The 19,175-nt window shown below is 66.1% G+C and carries 12 protein-coding genes; 9 read left to right on the top strand and 3 right to left on the bottom strand.

The annotated features are described in order from the left end of the window. Window positions 1-15: 15 nt before the first annotated feature. The gene (locus N5D45_RS17270) at window positions 16-645 is read right to left on the bottom strand and encodes a ParA family protein (protein ID WP_010487235.1); all 630 of its coding nucleotides are present in this window, start codon (window positions 643-645) and stop codon (window positions 16-18) included. A gap of 123 nt (window positions 646-768) precedes the next feature. On the opposite strand from N5D45_RS17270, the gene N5D45_RS17265 reads away from it, so the two are divergent. Beyond that, complete coding sequence (locus tag N5D45_RS17265) at window positions 769-2,253, top strand: AAA family ATPase (RefSeq protein ID WP_010487236.1); 1,485 nt, start codon at window positions 769-771, stop codon at window positions 2,251-2,253. Window positions 2,254-2,841: 588 nt separating this feature from the next. On the opposite strand, the gene N5D45_RS17260 is transcribed toward N5D45_RS17265, so the two are convergent. After that, the gene (locus N5D45_RS17260) at window positions 2,842-3,477 is read right to left on the bottom strand and encodes a tetratricopeptide repeat protein (protein WP_279939349.1); all 636 of its coding nucleotides are present in this window, start codon (window positions 3,475-3,477) and stop codon (window positions 2,842-2,844) included. 169 nt (window positions 3,478-3,646) lie between these two features. Here N5D45_RS17260 and N5D45_RS17255 point away from each other — a divergent pair, with 169 nt between their 5' ends. The 3 genes from N5D45_RS17255 (at window position 3,647) to N5D45_RS17245 (ending at window position 9,180) form a co-directional block, all read left to right on the top strand. After that, window positions 3,647-7,333: an indolepyruvate ferredoxin oxidoreductase family protein gene (locus tag N5D45_RS17255; protein WP_279939348.1), complete on the top strand. Its 3,687-nt coding sequence runs from the start codon at window positions 3,647-3,649 to the stop codon at window positions 7,331-7,333. A gap of 167 nt (window positions 7,334-7,500) precedes the next feature. Beyond that, window positions 7,501-7,860, top strand: coding sequence for a helix-turn-helix transcriptional regulator (locus N5D45_RS17250; RefSeq protein WP_197657444.1), 360 nt, complete (start codon window positions 7,501-7,503; stop codon window positions 7,858-7,860). A 33-nt stretch (window positions 7,861-7,893) separates the two neighbouring features. Continuing rightward, window positions 7,894-9,180, top strand: coding sequence for a type II toxin-antitoxin system HipA family toxin (locus N5D45_RS17245; RefSeq protein ID WP_197657443.1), 1,287 nt, complete (start codon window positions 7,894-7,896; stop codon window positions 9,178-9,180). Here the strand turns inward: N5D45_RS17245 and N5D45_RS17240 are convergent, their stop codons facing one another. Continuing rightward, window positions 9,181-9,795: a DUF938 domain-containing protein gene (locus N5D45_RS17240; protein WP_197657442.1), complete on the bottom strand. Its 615-nt coding sequence runs from the start codon at window positions 9,793-9,795 to the stop codon at window positions 9,181-9,183. A 537-nt stretch (window positions 9,796-10,332) separates the two neighbouring features. Here N5D45_RS17240 and N5D45_RS17235 point away from each other — a divergent pair. The 5 genes from N5D45_RS17235 to N5D45_RS17215 all read left to right on the top strand — a co-directional run bounded on the left by N5D45_RS17235 (window position 10,333) and on the right by N5D45_RS17215 (window position 19,168). Beyond that, on the top strand, window positions 10,333-11,718 hold the full coding sequence (locus tag N5D45_RS17235) for an NAD-dependent succinate-semialdehyde dehydrogenase (RefSeq protein ID WP_057502334.1): 1,386 nt from the start codon (window positions 10,333-10,335) through the stop codon (window positions 11,716-11,718). Window positions 11,719-11,781: 63 nt separating this feature from the next. Next, window positions 11,782-13,422 (top strand): acetolactate synthase large subunit, encoded by a 1,641-nt coding sequence (locus N5D45_RS17230; RefSeq protein WP_279939344.1) that lies wholly within the window; start codon window positions 11,782-11,784, stop codon window positions 13,420-13,422. A 164-nt stretch (window positions 13,423-13,586) separates the two neighbouring features. Further along, window positions 13,587-15,098, top strand: coding sequence for a lysine--tRNA ligase (lysS, locus tag N5D45_RS17225; protein ID WP_057502336.1), 1,512 nt, complete (start codon window positions 13,587-13,589; stop codon window positions 15,096-15,098). A gap of 205 nt (window positions 15,099-15,303) precedes the next feature. After that, window positions 15,304-16,443 carry a two-component system response regulator gene (locus N5D45_RS17220; RefSeq protein ID WP_006364528.1) on the top strand — a complete coding sequence of 380 codons (1,140 nt, stop codon included), beginning with the start codon at window positions 15,304-15,306 and terminating at the stop codon, window positions 16,441-16,443. Window position 16,444: 1 nt separating this feature from the next. Next, the gene (locus N5D45_RS17215) at window positions 16,445-19,168 is read left to right on the top strand and encodes a response regulator (RefSeq protein WP_082587797.1); all 2,724 of its coding nucleotides are present in this window, start codon (window positions 16,445-16,447) and stop codon (window positions 19,166-19,168) included. Window positions 19,169-19,175 lie beyond the last annotated feature (7 nt).

The raw sequence follows: 19,175 nt of genomic DNA, 5'->3' as shown, positions 1-19,175 counted from the left end.
AGAGTGATGCAGGCATCAAAGCTTGAGCCAGGACAGCAGCGGCTCCCAGTCGGCCTGGTGCTCGCGCACCTGGGCCGAGCGGTAGTCGAACAGGCTGCGGCCAAGGCCGGTCATGACCACGTAGCTCTGGCTGTCGCGCAGCTGCGCGACCACCGGGTACGGCCATTCACCCAGCATCTGCAGCGCCTGCTGCGAGGTCTGGGTCCATGGCTTGGTACGGTTGAGCACCAGCCCCACCGGCAGCTTGCGGCTGTGCACGCGCGGGTTCTGGGCCAGGCTGTTGAGGAAGCCGACGATCGCTTCGATGTCCAGCGCCGAGGGCAGCACCGGTACCACCACCGCGTCGGCAGCGTCGAGGAAATGGGGAATATCGTCAGCCAGGGCACCGGCCGGCGCGTCGATGATGACGGTGTCGGTGCCATCGGGCAGCTTCTGCGCCCACTGCTTCTTCCGATACACATCGATCGGCAGCACCGCACTTTCCAGCCCGGCACGGCGTTGTGCCCAGCGGGTGCTGGAGCCCTGCGGGTCGGCATCGGCAATCACCGTGGCCTTGCCCTGCAATGCCGCGTACGCGGCCAGGTGGGTGGCGACGGTGGTCTTGCCCACCCCGCCCTTGGAACCGGCCACCAGGATCGTCTTCATGCCAGCCTCGCTTCCGGGTACGTGCCCCGAGCGTACACCGGCGATGGTGACGGGAGGTAGCGTCGTGCTGAACCAGCGGCCATCGCCTTTGCTATCGTGGCGCCCCCGAAGGATCGAACCGGCATGAGCGAACTGCAGGATCTGAGCGCGTTGATCCGCGCCAACACCCCACTGATCGTCATCGAGACCCAGGACGAGGGTCGCATCGTCGAGCTGTTCCGGCAGACGCTGATGCACGTATGGCGGGCGCTGCACCGCTGGTCGATCACCGAGGGCCTGCGCCGGATCGACCTGGACAGCGAAGACCCGCCGGTCGGGCCGCCCGACGCCAGCGCGGCCCTGCAGATGATCCGCCAGGCGGAGCAGCGCGGGGTCTACCTGCTGCTCGATTTCCATCCCTACCTGGGCTATGCCAGTCACCAGCGCGCCCTGCGCGACCTGATCCAGCGCCGCCACAGCGAGCCGCATGTGCTGGTACTGATTGGTGCCAAGGTGGAGCTGCCGGCCGAGCTGGAAGCACTGGCGGTGCGCTTCAACCCGCGCCTGCCCGATGCCAACGCCCTGTTGAAGATGCTGCGCGAAGAGGCCGACGCCTATGCGCGTGAGCATGGCGGCCGCCGGGTTGAAGTCGACAGCGAGGCGGTGAAGAAGATCCTGAAGAACCTGCAGGGCCTGAGCCTGGTCGATGCCCGGCGCATCGCCCGCCAGCTGATCTACGCCGATGGCGCGCTGCGCGACGACGACCTGCCACAGCTGGCACGGCTGAAGTTCGAGCTGCTCAACCGCAGCGGCCACCTGTTCTTCGAGCACGACAGCGCGCGCTTCGGCGATGTGGCCGGTGCCAACCGGCTCAAGCGCTGGATCAACCAGCGCCGCGTGGCCTTCATTGCCGGTTCGGCCCCGGCCGGGCTGGACCCGCCGCGCGGCATGCTGCTGCTGGGCGTACAGGGCTGCGGCAAGTCGATGCTGGCCAAGGCCACCGCCGCCGGCTTCGGCGTACCACTGCTGCGCCTGGACGTGGGCGCGCTGTACAACAAGTACCACGGCGAGACCGAGGCCAACCTGCGCCAGGCGCTGGCCTCGGCCGAGCAGCTGGCGCCCTGCGTGCTGTGGATGGACGAGATCGAGAAGGGCCTGGCCAGCGGTGGCGAGGACGGCGGCGTGTCACGCCGCGTGCTCGGTTACCTGCTGACCTGGATGGCCGAGCGCAAGGCGCCGGTGTTCATCGTCGCCACTGCCAACCAGGTGCACGAGCTGCCTGCCGAACTGCTGCGCAAGGGCCGCTTCGACGAGATCTTCTTCGTCGACCTGCCCTCGCCTGACGTGCGCGTGGAACTGCTGCGGCTGCACCTGGGCCGGCGCCAGCTCAACGCCGACGACTTCGCACTGCCCGCGCTGGCGGCGGCCGCCAATGGGTTCTCCGGCGCCGAGATCGAGCAGGCGATCGTCGCCGGCCTGTATGCGGCGCATGCCGAGGGCCGGCCGCTGGACACCGAGCTGCTGATGAACGAGATCCGTGCGACGCGGCCGCTGTCGGTGCTGATGGCCGAGCAGGTGGAGGCATTGCGGGCGTGGGCGTCGGGGCGGACAGTTTCCGCGGACGATTGAGTTTCCAGCGAACGGCGCAGCCCCTCGTGGTTGTTCGCTGAAGGCGAATGCCGGGTGGGGCCGGGCGGGCAGGCCGCGCAGGGGACGCTGCAAGTACGTCCATGTAAGCTCGATCGCCGCATCCATGCGGCTCACGCCCCTGCGCAGCCTGCCCGCCCGGCCTCTGACAGTTTCCGTTGGCGATCAGCCACGTAGAAGAAAGAAGAAGAGCAAAAGCAAAAGCGCTTGGCCGGCCGCTCTTTGTAGAGCCGAGCCCACGCTCGGCTGCTCTTCGATCAGATATCGAATAGTCGATTCCGATACAGATTCATCCACGCATGACGTGGATCTACCGTGTCGACCAAGGTCGACACCTACCCACAGCTGCGAAAATCTGTCGAAGGCGGGGCACTGTGGGTTTGCGGGGTGTGAGCCGCATGGATGCGGCGACCAAGCCCCCATGGATGGGTTTACGGCGTCCCCGCAAACCCACAGTGCCCCGCCATCCCACCGGAAGACCGCTGTTGCTGTTGCTGTTGCTGTTGCTGTTGCTTTGGCTTTGGCTGTTGCCTCTGCGGGTGCCGGGTGCAACCCGGCCGAACCCCTCCCTCAGGGCCAGGCAGGCGGCGCGGCAACCCACGCCTGCTGCACCTCGGCCAGCGACGCACGCTCGTCCTCCCGCCACTGCGGCAGCAGCTGCCCATAGTTGGCCGTGGTATTCCACTGCGTCGGCTCGGTGCGTACCGCAGCCGCATACCACTGCACCGCTTCCTGTTTCTTCCCCATCCGCCACAGCGCCAGCGCATAGGTCGGCGGTACCCAGCTGGGCTTGCTGCGCGCATTGCCGGCCGAAGCCAGCCACTGTTCCAGCGCTGCCTCCGGCTTGCCCTGGCGCAGCAGGTCCCAGCCGTAGTTCCAGCGCACGCTGCGGCCACTGCTGCTCTGCGCCGGGGCCTCTTTCAGAGCTTCGCCGTACAGCTGCTCGGCCAGTTCACCGCGACCCTGCGCCCCGGCCACCGATGCCAGCTGTACCGTCGCCTCGACCGCGCGGCGGCCGCGTTCACGCAGCTTGACCAGCTGGGCCACCAGGTCATCGCCCTCGCCGTGCACCGCCACCATCGGCGTGGCCGCCGGGTCGTTGTCGAAGTAGAACTCCTGTGGTGCCGGCACGACCGGCGCGGCCCACGCAGTGACCACTCCCGAGGCCAGCAGCATGCTGGCCAGGATCTTTCCTGGAACTGACATCCCTTCTCCCCAGGCCGCAACTGCAGCCTCCCTCTCTCTTCCCGATCCTAACCCCAGCACCGCCACGGGCGCGAGTGCCGGGGCCTGCGCGGCCCCGCTGCTACAATTCGCGCCTTTCCCGCCGCGTGCCTGCACGCGGCCGGTGCCAGCCGATCCTACCGGGCCAGCCATGACCAGTACCGCGCAACTCACTTCGCCCTCTTCCGCCGACCTGATCGACCGTGACTACACGCTCGACCACAAGTACACCCGCAACAAGGGGCGGATCTACCTGAGTGGCGTGCAGGCGCTGGTACGGCTGCCCTTGATGCAGCGCCTGCGCGACGCCGCCGAAGGCATCGACAGTGCCGGCTTCGTCAGCGGCTACCGCGGCAGCCCCCTGGGTGGCTTCGATCTGGAGCTGTGGCGCGCGCGCAAGCATCTTGAGGCCGCCAAGGTGAAGTTCACCCCCGGCCTGAACGAGGACCTGGGCGCCACCATGGTGTGGGGCACGCAGCAGACCAACCTGTTCCCCGGCGCCAACGTGCAGGGCGTGTTCGGCATGTGGTACGGCAAGGGCCCGGGCGTGGACCGCTGCGGCGACGTGTTCAAGCATGCCAATGCTGCGGGTACCTCGCGCTACGGCGGCGTGCTGGCGCTGGCCGCCGATGACCATGCCTGCCGCAGCTCGACCCTGCCGCACGGCAGCGAAGACGAATTCGTCAGCGCGATGATGCCGGTGCTGAACCCGGCCGGCGTGCAGGACATCCTGGACATGGGCCTGCTGGGCTGGGCGATGAGCCGCTATACCGGGCGCTGGGTCGGCTTCAAGACGATCGCCGAGACCGTGGAATCGTCGGCGTCGGTGGAGGTCGATCCGCTGGCACGCCGCATCGTGCTGCCGGAAGACTTCGAGATGCCCTCGGGCGGCCTCAACATCCGCTGGCCGGACCCGCCGCTGGACCAGGAAATGCGCCTGCACCGCTATGCGGTGAAGGCCGCGCAGGCCTTCGCCCGCGCCAACGCCGTCGACAAGGTGGTGATGGACGCGCCGCGTGCGCGGCTGGGCATCGTCACCACCGGCAAGAGCTACCTGGACGTGCTGCAGGCGCTGGAATACCTGGGCCTGGATGAAGCCGCATGCGCTGACATCGGCATCCGCGTGTACAAGGTCGGCATGACCTGGCCGCTGGAGCCGGAAGGCATCGCCCGCTTCGCGCAGGGCCTGGAAGACATCATCGTGGTGGAGGAGAAGCGTGCCTTCATCGAGCGCCAGATGAAGGAACAGTTCTTCAACTGGCCGGCCAGCTGGGGCCAGCGCCCGTCCATCGTTGGCAAGTACGACGAGAGCGGCGAATGGATCCTGCCGTCCACCGGTGAACTTACGCCGGCCACCATCGCCGGCGTGATCGGCCGCCGCATCCAGAAGTTCTTCAACAACGAATCGATCGAGCAGCGCCTGCAGTGGATGCAGGAGAAGGAAGCCGAGCTTGCGCTGCCGCGCGCCAGCTTCCCGCGCGTACCGCATTACTGCTCGGGCTGCCCGCACAACACCTCCACCCAGGTGCCGGAAGGCTCGCGGGCGCTGGCCGGCATCGGTTGCCATTACATGGTGACCTGGATGGACCGCAGCACCGATACCTTCACCCACATGGGTGGCGAAGGCGTGACCTGGGCCGGGCAGGCTCCGTTCACCGACACCCCGCATGTGTTCCAGAACCTGGGCGACGGTACCTACTTCCACAGCGGTTCGCTGGCGATCCGCCAGGCGGTCGCCGCCGGCGTCAACATCACCTACAAGATCCTCTACAACGATGCGGTGGCGATGACCGGCGGCCAGCCGGTGGACGGCCCGCTGAGCGTGCCGGACATCGCAAAGCAGATGCGCGCCGAAGGCATCCACACCATCGTGGTGCTCTCGGACAACATCGGCAAGTGGACCGGCCAGCGCGAGCACTTCCCCAGCGATGTCGAGTTCCACGACCGCAGCGAACTGGACGAAGTGCAGAAGCGCCTGCGTGAAGTGAAGGGTGTTTCGATCCTGATCTACGAACAGACCTGCGCCACCGAGAAGCGCCGCCGCCGCAAGCGCGGCAAGCTGGAAGACCCGCAGAAGCGCGTGCTGATCAACTCGCTGGTCTGCGAAGGCTGCGGCGACTGCGGCAAGAAGAGCTTCTGCGTGTCGGTACTGCCGAAGGAAACCGAGTTCGGACGCAAGCGCGAGATCGACCAGTCCAACTGCAACAAGGACTATTCCTGCGTGAACGGGTTCTGCCCGAGCTTCGTCACCGTGCACGGCGGCCAGCCGCGCAAGGGCAGCAAGCGTGATGCCTCCACCCTGCTGGACAACCTGCCGGCGCCGACCATCCGCAGCACCCTGGAACAGCCCTGGAACATCCTGATCACCGGCGTGGGCGGTACCGGCGTGGTGACTATCGGCGCGCTGCTGGGCATGGCCGGCCACCTGGAAGGCAAGGGCGCGACCGTGCTCGACCAGACCGGCCTGGCGCAGAAGGGTGGCGCGGTGACCACGCACATCCGCATCGCCCGCCGACCGGACGACATCCACGCCGTGCGCATCGCCGCCGGTGAAGCCGACCTGGTGCTGGGCTGCGACATGGTGGTGGTCAACGACTACTGGGCGCTGTCGAAGGTGCGTGCCGGCCGTTCGCAGGTGGTGCTGAACACCTACGAAGCGATGCCGGGCACCTTCACCACCCGCCCGGACATGCAGTTCCCCGCCGCCGACATCGTGGCCGGTGTGCGCGTGGCGCTGGGGGGCGAGGAACCGCTGCTGCTCGATGCCACCCAATTGGCCACCGCGCTGCTGGGCGACGCCATCGCCGCCAATCTGTTCATCCTCGGCTACGCGTGGCAGCAGGGCCTGGTACCGTTGTCGTTCGAGTCGCTGATGCGCGCCATCGAACTCAACTGCGCCGCCGTGGCGATGAACCAGCAGGCCTTCGCCTGGGGTCGCCTGGCCGTGGTCGACCCGCAGGCCGTGCAGCAGGCGGCCGGCCTGGTGCGCAACCGCCACACCGATACCGAATCCACCCCGGGCCCGCTGCACCCGCTGCCGCCGGGCGAGTGGGAAGGCAACGAATGGGGTGCCACCGCCGCACCGCGCAACACCGGCGACGAACGCGAACTGCGTGGCCTGCCCTCGCATGGTGGCGACGTGGCGTTCCTGCCGCTGGACGACGCGCGCCTGTCGCGTTCGCTGGACGAAATGATCGAGCGTCGCGCCGCCTTCCTGGTCGAGTACCAGGATGCCGCCTATGCCAACCGCTACCGCAGCCTGGTCGAGCGCGTGCGCGCCGCCGAAGCCGACCGCATCGGTGGCTCCACCGCGCTGACCGAAACCGTGGCCCGCTACCTGTTCAAGCTGATGGCCTACAAGGACGAGTACGAAGTGGCCCGCCTGTACACCAGCGGCGACTTCCAGCGCCGCCTGCAGCAGCAGTTCGAGGGCGACTACCAGCTGCGTTTCCACCTGGCACCGCCGCTGTTCGCCAAGAAGGACGAGCAGGGCCGGTTGCTGAAGAAGGAATACGGCCCGTGGATGTTCAAGGCCTTCGGCCTGCTGGCGAAGCTGAAGTTCCTGCGTGGCGGCCGACTCGACGTGTTCGGCCGCACCGAGGAACGCCGCATGGAGCGCAAACTGATCGGGGATTACGAGGCGACCGTGCAGCTGCTGCTGGATGGCCTCGATGACGACCGCCTGGCGCTGGCGGTGGAGATCGCCAGCGTGCCCGAGCACATCCGCGGCTTCGGCCACGTCAAGGAAGCGCATTTCGCGCAGGCCAAGGCACGGGAAGCGGCGCTGCTGGCGCAGTGGCGCAATCCGAAGGCGCTGCATATCGTGCAGGTGGCTTGAAGGTAGTGCTGGCCGCTGGCCGGCATTGCCCTGCAGCACGCTTCCCTCGGCGACAGTGCCAACGAACGTTGACATTCCGAGTTTAGTCAGCGTTCGTTGACATTTTCCAAAATGCCAACGAACGCTGATATTTTGCTTAAATGTCGGCGAGCGCATACATTTGTGAAATGAGCGTTCTCCGAACTTCCCGAGACTTGGGCGCGGTCATCCGCCAACGTCGCAAGGCACTGCGCTGGGACCAGGCGCAGCTGGCCGAGCGCGTGGGAGTGAGCCGGCAGTGGGTCATCGAAATGGAGAAGGGCAAGCCCCGGGCCGAACTGCAACTTGTGCTGCGGACGGTGAATGTCCTCGGCCTGGTACTGGGCGTTGGTAACGTCGAGGGCGAGGCATCCGTTGCTGATTCGTCGGAAATGCCTCTAGCGCTGCCCGATATCGACACTATCGTGGATAGCAACCGACTGTACCCGGATGAACGTCGCAAGGCAGTTCTGCCGGTCGATCGTCGTAACCGCAGCAAGGATCTCTGAAAGCCTCTTCTCCCTGGACACCGCGCTTCCGGCATGGACCTCAACGTACTCCTTTCCAACAGAGTGGCTGGATACCTGGGGCAGGATGCACATGGGCATCCAACGTTCCGTTACGCGGACAGTTGGCGCCAGACGCCGGGGGCCTATCCCTTGTCTCTCGCACTTCCGTTGGCGCAGGACAGTGCTCCCAGCGCGACGCTTTCCGCAGTGCTGTGGGGATTGCTTCCGGACAACGAAGCACTGCTGCAACGATGGGCCTCGCGATTCCATGTATCAGCCCGCAATCCGATCGCACTGCTGTCCCGCGTGGGTGAGGACTGCGCGGGAGCCGTCCAGTTTGTGAGAAGTGAACGGCTAGCGGCCGTCATTTCAGGCGAGAGCGACAGGCAGGAGCCACTGTCCACGCATGAAATCGCCCAGCGCCTGCAGCGTGTACAGGTGGACCAAGCCGCAGCACGGCGACTCGATGATGTCGGCCAGTTCAGCCTAGCCGGGGCGCAAGCCAAGATCGCCCTGTTACAGCGCGACGATGGGGGCTGGGAGATTCCCGCCGGCCGTGTTCCAACGACCCATATCCTCAAGCCACCCAGCGGCGACTACGACGGATTCGTTGAAAATGAGGTGTTCTGCCTACGTCTGGCCAGACAACTTGGCATGTCGGCCGCGTTTGCTGAAATGATCTGCGTGGAAGACGCACAGGCAATTTCCGTAAGGCGATACGACCGCATACGTACGGCGACTGGATGGCAGCGTGTGCACCAGGAAGACTTTTGCCAAGCTCTGGGCGTGATGCCCCACATCAAGTACCAGAATCAGGGCGGACCTGGTCCTGCCGATCTCGCACGAGTGCTATGGGACCACTCCAGTCAACCGCGGTCGGATGTCGAGGCACTGCTACAGGCACTGCAGTTCAACTACCTCATCGGCGGCACGGATGCGCACGCGAAGAATTATTCGCTGCTGATAGGCGCCCAGGGAAGGGCCCGCCTTGCCCCTCTGTACGACATATCGAGCGCATTGCCCTACGCCGAACTTCAGCGCCGCAAGATCAAGATGGCAATGAGGATCGGCAGCCATTACCGCTGGTGGGACATCCGCTTGATGGATTGGCGGTCTACCGCTGAGGCAATGAGACTTGACGCAGACAAGGCACTGTCTGGATTGTTCGACATGGCCACCCAACTTCCCGCGCTCGCGCGGAAGTCGCATGCGGACCTCCACGCGGAGGGACTTCGTCACCCGGTACTGAACCGCTTGCTTGATGCCATCGATATGAGCTGTCAGCGCTGCCTGCGGCAGTTTGAACAACCCGCAACCTGATCACCCTAACCGCCACAGCAGCAGGCGGTTGTTGGCCGGCATTGCTAGATCACCCAAGCGGGTGAATCCATTATCCGCCGCCAGCGCCTGCACCGCTTCGCTATCGCGGATGCCGCTGCGCGGATCACGCGCCTTCAGCCAGGCATCGAACTGCGCGTTGCTGTCACTGGTGTAGCGGCCGCCGTAGTTGAACGGGCCATACACCGCCAGCAGCGCACCGTGACGCAGCATCGTCGGCAGCGCGCCGAACAGTGCCTGCACGTGTTCCCAGCTCATGATGTGCAGCGTGTTGGCGCTGAATGCGGCGTCGAAGGCGCTGCCCTGTGGCAGGCTGAGCCCCGGCGCCGGCGGCAGTTGTACCTGCAGCGCCAACGGCGGCAGCAGATTCAGCAATGCCGCTTCGGCACGCCATGCTTCGATGCCAGGGAGAAAATCCGGGTGATCACTGGGCTGCCAGCGCAGCCAGGGCCAGCGCTCGGCGAAGAACGCCGCGTGCTGACCGGTGCCACTGCCGATTTCCAGCAGCCGATGACGGTCGCCCATCCACGGGTCGAGCGCGGCGGCGATCGGTTCGCGGTTGCGTTCGCAGGCTGCTGAATACGGCTTGCTCGACATCAGGGACGGTGTCCAGGCGGGGTCGGCCCCATTGTGCACGAGGGGGTGTTGCTCGGCAGGGCGGCGCCCTGCACCCGCCGAAGCAACGGCAACAGCAACAGCGGGCTTCCTGTGGGATTGCGGAGTGGGTCCGGTTGCGGGGGACGCCGTAAATCCGTCCATGGAGGCTCGGTCGCCGCATCCATGCGGCTCACGCCCCCGCAACCGGACCCACCCCGCCTTCGACGGTTTCCTGCGGTCTGTTGGAACGGCTCTTGGGGTCAGATCCGTTTTCCACAGGAAAACGGATCTGACCCCAAAAGTATTTCCGACAGATCGCGGACCCACCCCGCCATCCCACGGAATGCAGGCCTTTGACCTTGACGTTGCCCTGGCCTCTGCGGGTGCAGGGCGCAGCCCTGCCGGCACCTATCCCCATTCAGACAGGTAAGTGCAGGTCACAGGATAAGCAGACGCCTTGTTGCCTCCGCCAATCGGGTCCACATTCCTGTGCAGGAGACGGGCCACCGCCCGTCGTCGAGACACCAGGAGACCTGCATGTCCGCTGCCCCCAGTACCGCCATTTCCCGCGATCCGGCCACCGGCCAGCAGATCGCCAGCCACCCTTTCGCTACCGACGCCGAACTGGACGCCATCCTCGATCGCGGCCAGGTTGGCTTCGCCGCCTGGAGCACGAGGAGCCTCGAACAGCGTGCAGACGTATTGCGTGCGATGGCCGCGGTACTGCGCCGCGACCGTGAAAAGCTGGCTGCGCTGGCTACTGCCGAAATGGGCAAGGTCCAGGCCGAATCCCTGGCCGAAATCGAGAAGTGCGCCGTGCTGTGCGACTGGTATGCCGACCACGGTGCGCAGTTCCTGCGCGACGAGCCGACCCAGGTGCCTGACGACAAGGCTTACGTGTCCTACCTGCCGCTGGGCGTGGTGCTGGGCATCATGCCGTGGAACTTCCCTTACTGGCAGGTGATGCGCGCGGCGGTGCCGATCCTGATGGGCGGCAACGGCTTCCTGCTGAAGCCGGCCGAGAACATCGTCGGTACCGCGCAGCTGCTCGATGCCGCCTGGCGCGACGCTGGGTTGCCGGAAGGCACCTTCATCGCCGCCAACATCAGCCGCGACGGCACCAGCCGCGCGATCGCCGATGACCGCATCGCGGCGGTGACCCTGACCGGCAGTGTGGCCGCCGGCCGCAGCATTGCTGCCCAGGCCGGGCAGGCGCTGAAGAAGGTGGTGCTGGAACTGGGCGGCTCGGACCCGTTCATCGTGCTGGCCGACGCCGATCTGGACGCTGCCGTCGATGCGGCGGTGGCCTCACGCTTCCAGAACACCGGGCAGGTCTGCATCGCCGGCAAGCGCATCATCGTTGAAGACGCGGTATACGACCGTTTCGTGGCGCAGTTCTGCCAGAAGGTGCAGGCGCTGACCATCGGCGATGGTCGTGAAGCGGGTAATCGCATTGGTCCGATGGCACGCCAGGACCTGCTGGAACAGCTGGATGCGCAGGTACGCGCCTCGGTGGACGCGGGCGCGAAGCTGCTGGTCGGTGGCCATCAGCTGGATCGCCCGGGCGCGTTCTACGCACCCACCGTGCTGGCCGACGTGGAGCCGGGCATGCAGGCCTTCGATACCGAGACCTTCGGTCCGGTGGCCTCGATCAGCCGCGCTCGTGATGCCGACCATGCGGTGGAGCTGGCCAACCAGAGCGAGTTCGGTCTCAGCGGCAACCTGTGGACCGGCGACCGTGCCCGTGCGATGCAGCTTGCGCGCCGGCTGCAGACCGGCGGCGTGTTCGTCAACGGATTCTCTGCTTCGGACCCGCGCGTGCCGATCGGGGGCGTGAAGAAGAGCGGCTTCGGCCGCGAGCTCTCCCACTTCGGCATCCGCGAGTTCGTCAACGCGCAGACGGTCTGGTTCGACAAGCGTTGACGCGCAGCTTCCATCCTTCCTGCAACGATCCATCATCAGTCCAGCGAAAAGGACGGCATTCCAATGTCCAAGGGTTCAGATCTGCTTGTCGCCGCACTTGAGAACGAAGGCGTCGAGCGCATTTTCGGTATCCCCGGCGAAGAGAATCTCGACGTGGTCGAGTCGCTACGCCATTCCAGCATCGAGCTGGTCATCACCCGCCACGAGCAGGCAGCGGTATTCATGGCGGCCACCTATGGCCGCCTGACCGGCAAGCCCGGGGTGTGCCTGGCCACGCTGGGGCCGGGCGCGCTGAACTTCACCACCGGCGCCGCCTACGCGCTGCTCGGTGCGTGGCCGGTCATCATGATCACTGGCCAGAAGGGCATCGTGGCCAGCAAGCAGGCACGCTTCCAGATCGTCGACATCGTCAGCACGATGAAGCCACTGACCAAGCAGGCGCGGCAGATCGTCTCGGCGCGCACCATCCCGACGATCGTGCGCGAGGCATTCCGCACCGCGCTGGAAGAGCGCCCGGGCCCGGTGCTGCTGGAGCTGCCCGAAGACATCGCGGCCGATGAGGTCGGGGACGTGGCGCTGATTCCGCCGCACGCGGTGGATCGTCCCATCGCCAGTCCGGAAGCACTGGACCGTGCGGCGGCGATCATCCGCAATGCCAAGCGACCGTTGCTGATGATCGCTTCGGCGGCGTCGCGGCCGCAGTCCAGCGAGGCGCTGTCGGCGTTCGTGCTGCGTGCCGGCATCCCGTTTTTCACCACGCAGATGGGCAAGGGCGCGGTGGCCGGTGGTTCGGGCCTGTACATGGGCACCGCGGCGCTGACCGAGCGCGACTACGTGCACATGGCCATCGACCAGGCCGATGTGATCGTGACCATCGGCCATGAGGTCACCGAGAAGCCGCCGTTCGTGATGCGTCCGGGTGGGCCGACCGTGATCCATATCGGCTATTCGCAGGCGGCGGTGGAGCAGGTGTACTTCCCGCAGGTGGAAGTGATCGGCGATATCGGCCGCTCGCTGACCCAGCTGGCCGACCGCATCGAAGGCGCGGTGCCGAACGCCGATGCGCTGCTGCCGTTGCGCGCGACCATCCTGGAGCACCTGGCCGCCCGTGCCGAGGAGGACGGCTTCACTCCTCAGCGGCTGGTGCATGACGTGCGCCAGGTGATGCCGCCGGACGGCATCGTGGCGCTGGACAACGGCATGTACAAGATCTGGTTTGCGCGTAACTACCGCACTCAGGTGGCCAACACGCTGCTGCTGGACAACGCGCTGGCGACCATGGGTGCGGGTCTGCCGTCGGCGATCATGGCTTCGATCCTGCATCCGCAGCGGCGGGTGCTGGCGGTGTGCGGTGATGGCGGCTTCATGATGAACAGCCAGGAGCTGGAGACCGCGCGCCGGCTGGGCCTGAACCTGGTGGTGCTGATCCTCAACGACGGCGCCTACGGGATGATCCGCTGGAAGCAGGCGGTGGATGGCTTCACCGACTACGGCATGACCTTCAGCAATCCCGATTTCGTGAAGTACGCGCAGGCCTATGGCTGCAAGGGTCATGAGGTGACCGCCATCGAGCAGTTCATTCCGACCCTGGACGCGGCGTTCAACGAGGGCGGGGTGCACCTGGTATCGGTGCCGGTGGATTACTCGGAAAACCAGCGGGTGCTGGTGGACGAGCTGCGGCAGGCCTTCCCGGGGAACGGCTGAGGTAGCGCCGGGCCACGCCCGGCGGATTCGTGCGCCGACCGACCGCCGGGCATGGCCCGGCGCTACCGGGCGCTGCCGGGGCCGGGGCGGGGCGGTTTTGGTATGCTGTCCAACCGGCTTTGCCGGCGCAGCATCCCCCCTCACTACACGATTCCCGCAGATCCATGAGCGAAGCTACCGATACCCCCCCCGTCGACGAAAACAAGTTGATTGCCGAGCGCCGTGAGAAACTCAAAGCGCTGCGTGGGCAGGGCATCGCGTACCCGAACGATTTCCGTCGCCAGGACTTCGCCGGGCGCCTGCAGGATGAGTTCGCCGATGCCGAGCAGTGGACCGCCGAAGCGCTGGAAGCCGCCGGCCGCACGGTGAAGATGGCCGGCCGCCTGATGGCCAAGCGCATCATGGGCAAGGCCAGTTTCGCGCAGATCCAGGACGAGTCCGGTCGCATCCAGCTGTTCCTGCAGGGCACGGTGCTGGGCGATGCCTATACCGCCTTCAAGGGCTGGGACGTGGGCGACATCATCGCCGTCGAAGGCGGCCTGACCCGGACCAAGACCGGCGAGCTGTCGGTCAAGACCGAATCGATCCGCCTGCTGACCAAGTCGCTGCGCCCGCTGCCGGACAAGTGGCATGGCCTGGCCGACGTCGAGCAGCGCTATCGCCAGCGCTACGTCGACCTGATCGTGACCCCGGAATCGCGCGCGGTGTTCATCAAGCGCTCGAAGATCATCCGCGCCATGCGCGCGTGGCTGGACAACCGCGACTTCCTGGAAGTCGAGACGCCGATGATGCATTACATCCCCGGCGGCGCGGCGGCCAAGCCGTTCACCACCCACCACAACGCGCTGGACCTGGACCTGTACCTGCGCGTGGCGCCGGAGCTGTACCTCAAGCGCCTGACCGTGGGTGGCCTGGAGCGCGTGTACGAGATCAACCGCAACTTCCGCAACGAAGGCGTCAGCACCCGCCACAATCCGGAATTCACCATGATGGAGCTGTACGAGGCCTATGCCACGTACAACGAGATCATGGACCTGACCGAAGGCGTGATCCGTGACGTGGCCCAGGCGGTCAACGGCGGCACCGAGGTGGAGTGGGACGGTGCGAAGATCGACCTGGGCCCGGCGTTCCGCCGCTGGCGCATGGACGAGGCGGTGCGTCACCACAACCCGGAAATCTCTGCGGCCGACTGCACCGACCGCGACGCGCTGCTGCGCCATTGCGAGCGCTTGAAGATCCGAGTCAAGCCGTCCTACGGCTGGGGCAAGCTGCTGCTGGAGATCTTCGAGGCCACTGTCGAGCACACCCTGATCCAGCCGACCTTCATCACCGACCACCCGGTGGAAGTCTCGCCGCTGGCCCGCGCCAACGATAACGATCCGGGCTACACCGACCGCTTCGAGCTGTTCGTCAACGGCAAGGAGCTGGCCAACGGCTTCTCCGAGTTGAACGACCCGGAAGACCAGGCCCAGCGCTTCCAGGCCCAGGTAGCGGCGAAGGAGGGTGGCGACGACGAGGCCATGCATTACGACGCCGACTACATCCGTGCGCTGGAGTACGGCATGGCCCCGACCGGCGGCCTCGGCATCGGCGTCGATCGCCTGGTAATGCTGCTGACCGGCAGCAGCTCGATCCGCGACGTGCTGCTGTTCCCGTACATGCGTCCGGAGCAGTAAGTCGTCTTTTTGACTCCTGTTTGTGCGCGCCGTCGCGAAATGAGACGGCGCGATTGACGCCTCCCGCACTCGGCGTATCGTTAATGCACTACCTTGACGTCTGTTATGGCTTGATCGGCGCCAGGGGGAGTGCGCATTGTGGAGAGTCCGCTTCACAATGTGATGACGATCATGAACCGGGACGCATGACACGGGAGTCAGGCCGATGCAGGGTGCGAGCGTTCGCAGCGGCAGGGTATCCTCGCCTGCTGATGATCCAGCATGGTCGAGAAACCAGGCAGAGTACGCGTTGAACATCGTCATTGTTGACGACCAGACGTCCGCCCGGACGATGCTGCGTCACGTCATCGAGGACATCGCGCCCGAACTGAGCGTGTATGACTTCGGTGATCCGCTGACCGCATTGGCCTGGTGCGAGGCGCATCCGGTCGACCTGCTGCTGCTCGATTACCGCATGCCGGAGATGGACGGGCTGGAGTTCGCCCGCCGTTTCCGCCGCCTGCCCAAGCATCGCGACATTCCGGTGATCCTGATCACCGTGGTCGGCGACGAGCCGATTCGTCAGGCGGCGCTGGAAGCGGGGGTCATCGACTTCCTGGTCAAGCCGATCCGCCCGCGCGAATTGCGCGCGCGCTGCTACAACCTGCTGCAGCTGCGCCAGCAGACCGAGAACGTGAAGCAACGCGCGTTGTCGCTGGAGCAGCGCTTGCTGGCAAGCATGCACGAGGTCGAGGAACGCGAACGCGAGACCCTGTCGCGATTGGCGCGGGCGATCGAGTTCCGTGATGCCGGCACCAGTGCCTACCTCGAGCGCATGGCGCGCGTAGCGGGGTTGATTGCCGAACAGCTGGGCCTGCCCGAAGACGACGTGCGCCTGATCGAGATGGCGGCGCCGCTGCATGACATGGGCAAGATCGCCATTCCCGATGCCGTGCTGCTCAAGCAGGGCAAGCTCAACGACGAGGAGCTGGCGATCATGCGCCGTCACCCGCGCATCGGCCATGAACTGCTCAGCGGCAGCCAGAACCGCTTCATCCAGGTCGGCGCATTGATCGCGCTGCGCCACCACGAACGTTACGACGGCAGCGGCTACCCGGATGGGCTGGTCGGAGAGGCGATTCCGCTGGAAGCGCGCATCGTCGCCGTGGCCGATGTCTTCGATGCACTCATCTCACCCCGTCCGTACAAGGAAGCATGGACCATGGAAGCCACACTGGCTTATCTGTACGCCCAGCGTGGCCGATTGTTCGACCCGCGCTGCGTGGATGCGCTGATGCGCGGTCACCAGCAGTTGATGGATATCTGCGCCCAGCACTCGACGGCATCGACGCGACCGGGTGGGTGACATGCAGGACCTGTTCGCACGCGTGAGGCGTCGGCTGGCGCAGCGTCCGGATTCGGAACATGGCCAGGCGATCGTGCGGGTGGTGCTGATCTCGCTGATCCTGGTCTATGTACTGTTGTCCGGTGCCCGCCTGCACCGGCTGGACCAGTACCAGGGCGTGCTGGCAACGGTGCTGACCGGGCTGGGCCTGTCGTTGCTGCTATGCGGTTGGCTGCTGTGGAAGCCTGAGCGCTCGGACCCGCGGCGCGTGGCCGGGATGCTGGCCGATTACGGCCTGATCGCGGTCGGCATGATCCAGATGGGCGAGCCGCTGGCGTGGGTGTATGCGGTGGTGATGTGGGTCACGGTGGGCAACGGCCTGCGCTTCGGGCCGCGCTACCTGGCCGCTGCCATCGTGCTGGCGATGGTCAGTTTCGGCACCACCGTGCTGTTGACCCCTTACTGGCAGGCCAACCTGGGCCTGGCCATTTCCCTGTGGTTGGGGTTGCTGGCAGTACCGTTGTGCTGCTCCTCCCTGCTGCGCCGAAGGATGCGACATCCGACCATGGATACGACGCCCGCCGCTGGCTCCGACAAGCGCTCGCTGCTGGCCCGCTTCAAGCAGCGGCTGTCCGGGCGCGAGGACAGCGAGCACGCGCAGAACCTGATCCGCATCATCATCACGGCGCTGTTCATCAGCTATCTCGGCTGGCGTTCGCTGAGCGGTGGCGGTGAAGCGCTGACGACGACGTGGCTGATCCTCGCCTTCGAGCTGACCATTTCCGCCGGCCTGCTGACCGCGATCCTGGTCAATCCGGGCGTGTCGCATGTGCGCCGGGTGATCGGCATGCTGACCGACTACACCTGCATGGCCTGGATCATGACGATCCAGGGCGAGCCGGCGGCACCGCTGTATGCGGTGATGCTGTGGGTCACGATCGGCAACGGCATGCGCTACGGCAGCACCTACCTGCGCGTGGCTACTGCCATGGGCTGCCTGGCCTTCCTGTGCACGGTGATGCTGTCGCCATACTGGCGCGGCCACGACTATCTGGGCTGGGGCCTGCTGCTGGGCCTGGGCGCGATTCCGCTGTACTTCGATTCGCTGCTGCATGCCTTGACCCGGGCGGTGGCCGAGGCGCGCCAGGCCAATGAAGCCAAGAGCCGCTTCCTGGCCAACATGAGCCATGAATTCCGCACGCCGTTGAACGGGCTGGCAGGCATGACCGAGGTGCTGGCCACCACCCGCCTGGACGATGAGCAGCGCGAGTGCCTGAACACCATCCAGGCCTCGACCCGCAGCCTGCTGGCGCTGGTGGAAGAGGTGCTGGACATCTCCGCGATCGAAGCCGGCAAGGTGCGCGTGGAGTGGCACGAGTTCGCGCTGGCCGATGTGCTGCAGGCGATCAATCTGATCCTGACCCCGCAGACCCGCTCCAAATCGCTGGACTATCGCGTGCAGGTGGACGACAACGTGCCGCCGCGCCTGCTGGGTGATGCCGGGCATCTGCAGCAGATCCTGCTGAACCTGATGGGCAACGCGGTCAAGTTCACCGACAGCGGCTACGTGCATCTGCGCGTGTCCAGCCCCGATGCCCTGGGCAGCGAGCGGATGCGCCTGCGCTTCGAGATCGTCGATACCGGCATCGGCGTGCCGGTGGCGTTGCGCGGGCGCCTGTTCAATGCCTTCGAGCAGGGCGATGTCGGCCTGGCCCGTCGCCATGAAGGCACCGGTCTGGGCACGGCCATTGCCAAGGGCCTGGTCGAGTCGATGGGCGGGCAGGTCGGCTATGCGCCGAACAGCCCGCGCGGCAGCGTGTTCTGGGTCGAGATCACGCTGGACGTCGCAGACACCTCATCAGCCACGGCGGTTCCCTCCGAGGTGGCTGAAGCTGGGAATGTCATCGCGTTTTCCAATCCCTTCCTGCGCCATCGTGCACGGGTGCGCAGCCTGCGGGTCCTGGTGGCCGACGACCACGAAGCCAACCGCATGGTGCTGCAGCGGTTGCTGGAGAAGGCCGGCCACAAGGTCACCTGCGTCAATGGCGGCGCCGAAGTACTGGATGCGTTGGAGCAGGCCAGTTACGACGCAGCGATCGTCGACCTGCACATGCCCGGCATGAGCGGACTGGACCTGCTCAAGCAGTTGCGGGTGATGCAGGCCAGTGGCATGCCTTACGTTCCCGTCATGGTGCTGAGCGCGGACGTCACCCCCGAGTCCATCCTGCGTTGCGAGCAGGCCGGTGCCCGCGCCTTCCTTGCCAAGCCCGTGGTGGCCACCCGCCTGCTTGAAGTGCTGGCCGATGTCGCCGCCAACACCCGCGCCGAGTCCGGCATCCAGTCGGTGCCGGCATTGCCGGTCGGCGATGGCGTGCTCGATACCGCAGTACTGGACGAGCTGGCGTCGCTGGGCATGGGCGATGGCTTCGAACGCAAGTTCATCGACCAATGCCTGGCGGACGTCGACGCGAGCATGGGCCAGCTGCAGGGCTGCGGCGAGCGCCAGGCCTGGGAGGATTTCCGCGAGCACGCACACGCGCTGCGCGGTGTGGCGAGCAACCTGGGGCTTGTCCAGGTTGCCGCCTCCAGTGGCGAAATCATGCGCATGGCGGACTGGCAGCTGAAGGGTGAATGGAGCGCCCGCCTCGGCAGCCTGGCGACCGCCCTGCGCAACGGCAGGAATGCGTTGGCTGCCCGTAGCGCGGGGGCACCGCACCGCGACGACAGCGAGCGCAGCCCGTCCTGACCCGCCA

The sequence above is a fragment of the Stenotrophomonas sp. GD03819 genome, assembly GCF_029841665.1.
Taxonomy (GTDB): domain Bacteria; phylum Pseudomonadota; class Gammaproteobacteria; order Xanthomonadales; family Xanthomonadaceae; genus Stenotrophomonas; species Stenotrophomonas geniculata.
Note: the sequence above shows the minus strand (reverse complement) of the source record. Positions and strands in the feature narration are given on the sequence as shown.

Excerpts from the sequence above, each read along its gene's own strand:
- N5D45_RS17270 (WP_010487235.1), bottom strand. The coding sequence starts at position 645 with ATGAAGACGATCCTGGTGGCCGGTTCCAAGGGCGGGGTGGGCAAGACC.
- N5D45_RS17265 (WP_010487236.1), top strand. The coding sequence starts at position 769 with ATGAGCGAACTGCAGGATCTGAGCGCGTTGATCCGCGCCAACACCCCA.
- N5D45_RS17260 (WP_279939349.1), bottom strand. The coding sequence starts at position 3,477 with ATGTCAGTTCCAGGAAAGATCCTGGCCAGCATGCTGCTGGCCTCGGGA.
- N5D45_RS17255 (WP_279939348.1), top strand. The coding sequence starts at position 3,647 with ATGACCAGTACCGCGCAACTCACTTCGCCCTCTTCCGCCGACCTGATC.
- N5D45_RS17250 (WP_197657444.1), top strand. The coding sequence starts at position 7,501 with ATGAGCGTTCTCCGAACTTCCCGAGACTTGGGCGCGGTCATCCGCCAA.
- N5D45_RS17245 (WP_197657443.1), top strand. The coding sequence starts at position 7,894 with ATGGACCTCAACGTACTCCTTTCCAACAGAGTGGCTGGATACCTGGGG.
- N5D45_RS17240 (WP_197657442.1), bottom strand. The coding sequence starts at position 9,795 with ATGTCGAGCAAGCCGTATTCAGCAGCCTGCGAACGCAACCGCGAACCG.
- N5D45_RS17235 (WP_057502334.1), top strand. The coding sequence starts at position 10,333 with ATGTCCGCTGCCCCCAGTACCGCCATTTCCCGCGATCCGGCCACCGGC.
- N5D45_RS17230 (WP_279939344.1), top strand. The coding sequence starts at position 11,782 with ATGTCCAAGGGTTCAGATCTGCTTGTCGCCGCACTTGAGAACGAAGGC.
- lysS (WP_057502336.1), top strand. The coding sequence starts at position 13,587 with ATGAGCGAAGCTACCGATACCCCCCCCGTCGACGAAAACAAGTTGATT.
- N5D45_RS17220 (WP_006364528.1), top strand. The coding sequence starts at position 15,304 with ATGCAGGGTGCGAGCGTTCGCAGCGGCAGGGTATCCTCGCCTGCTGAT.
- N5D45_RS17215 (WP_082587797.1), top strand. The coding sequence starts at position 16,445 with ATGCAGGACCTGTTCGCACGCGTGAGGCGTCGGCTGGCGCAGCGTCCG.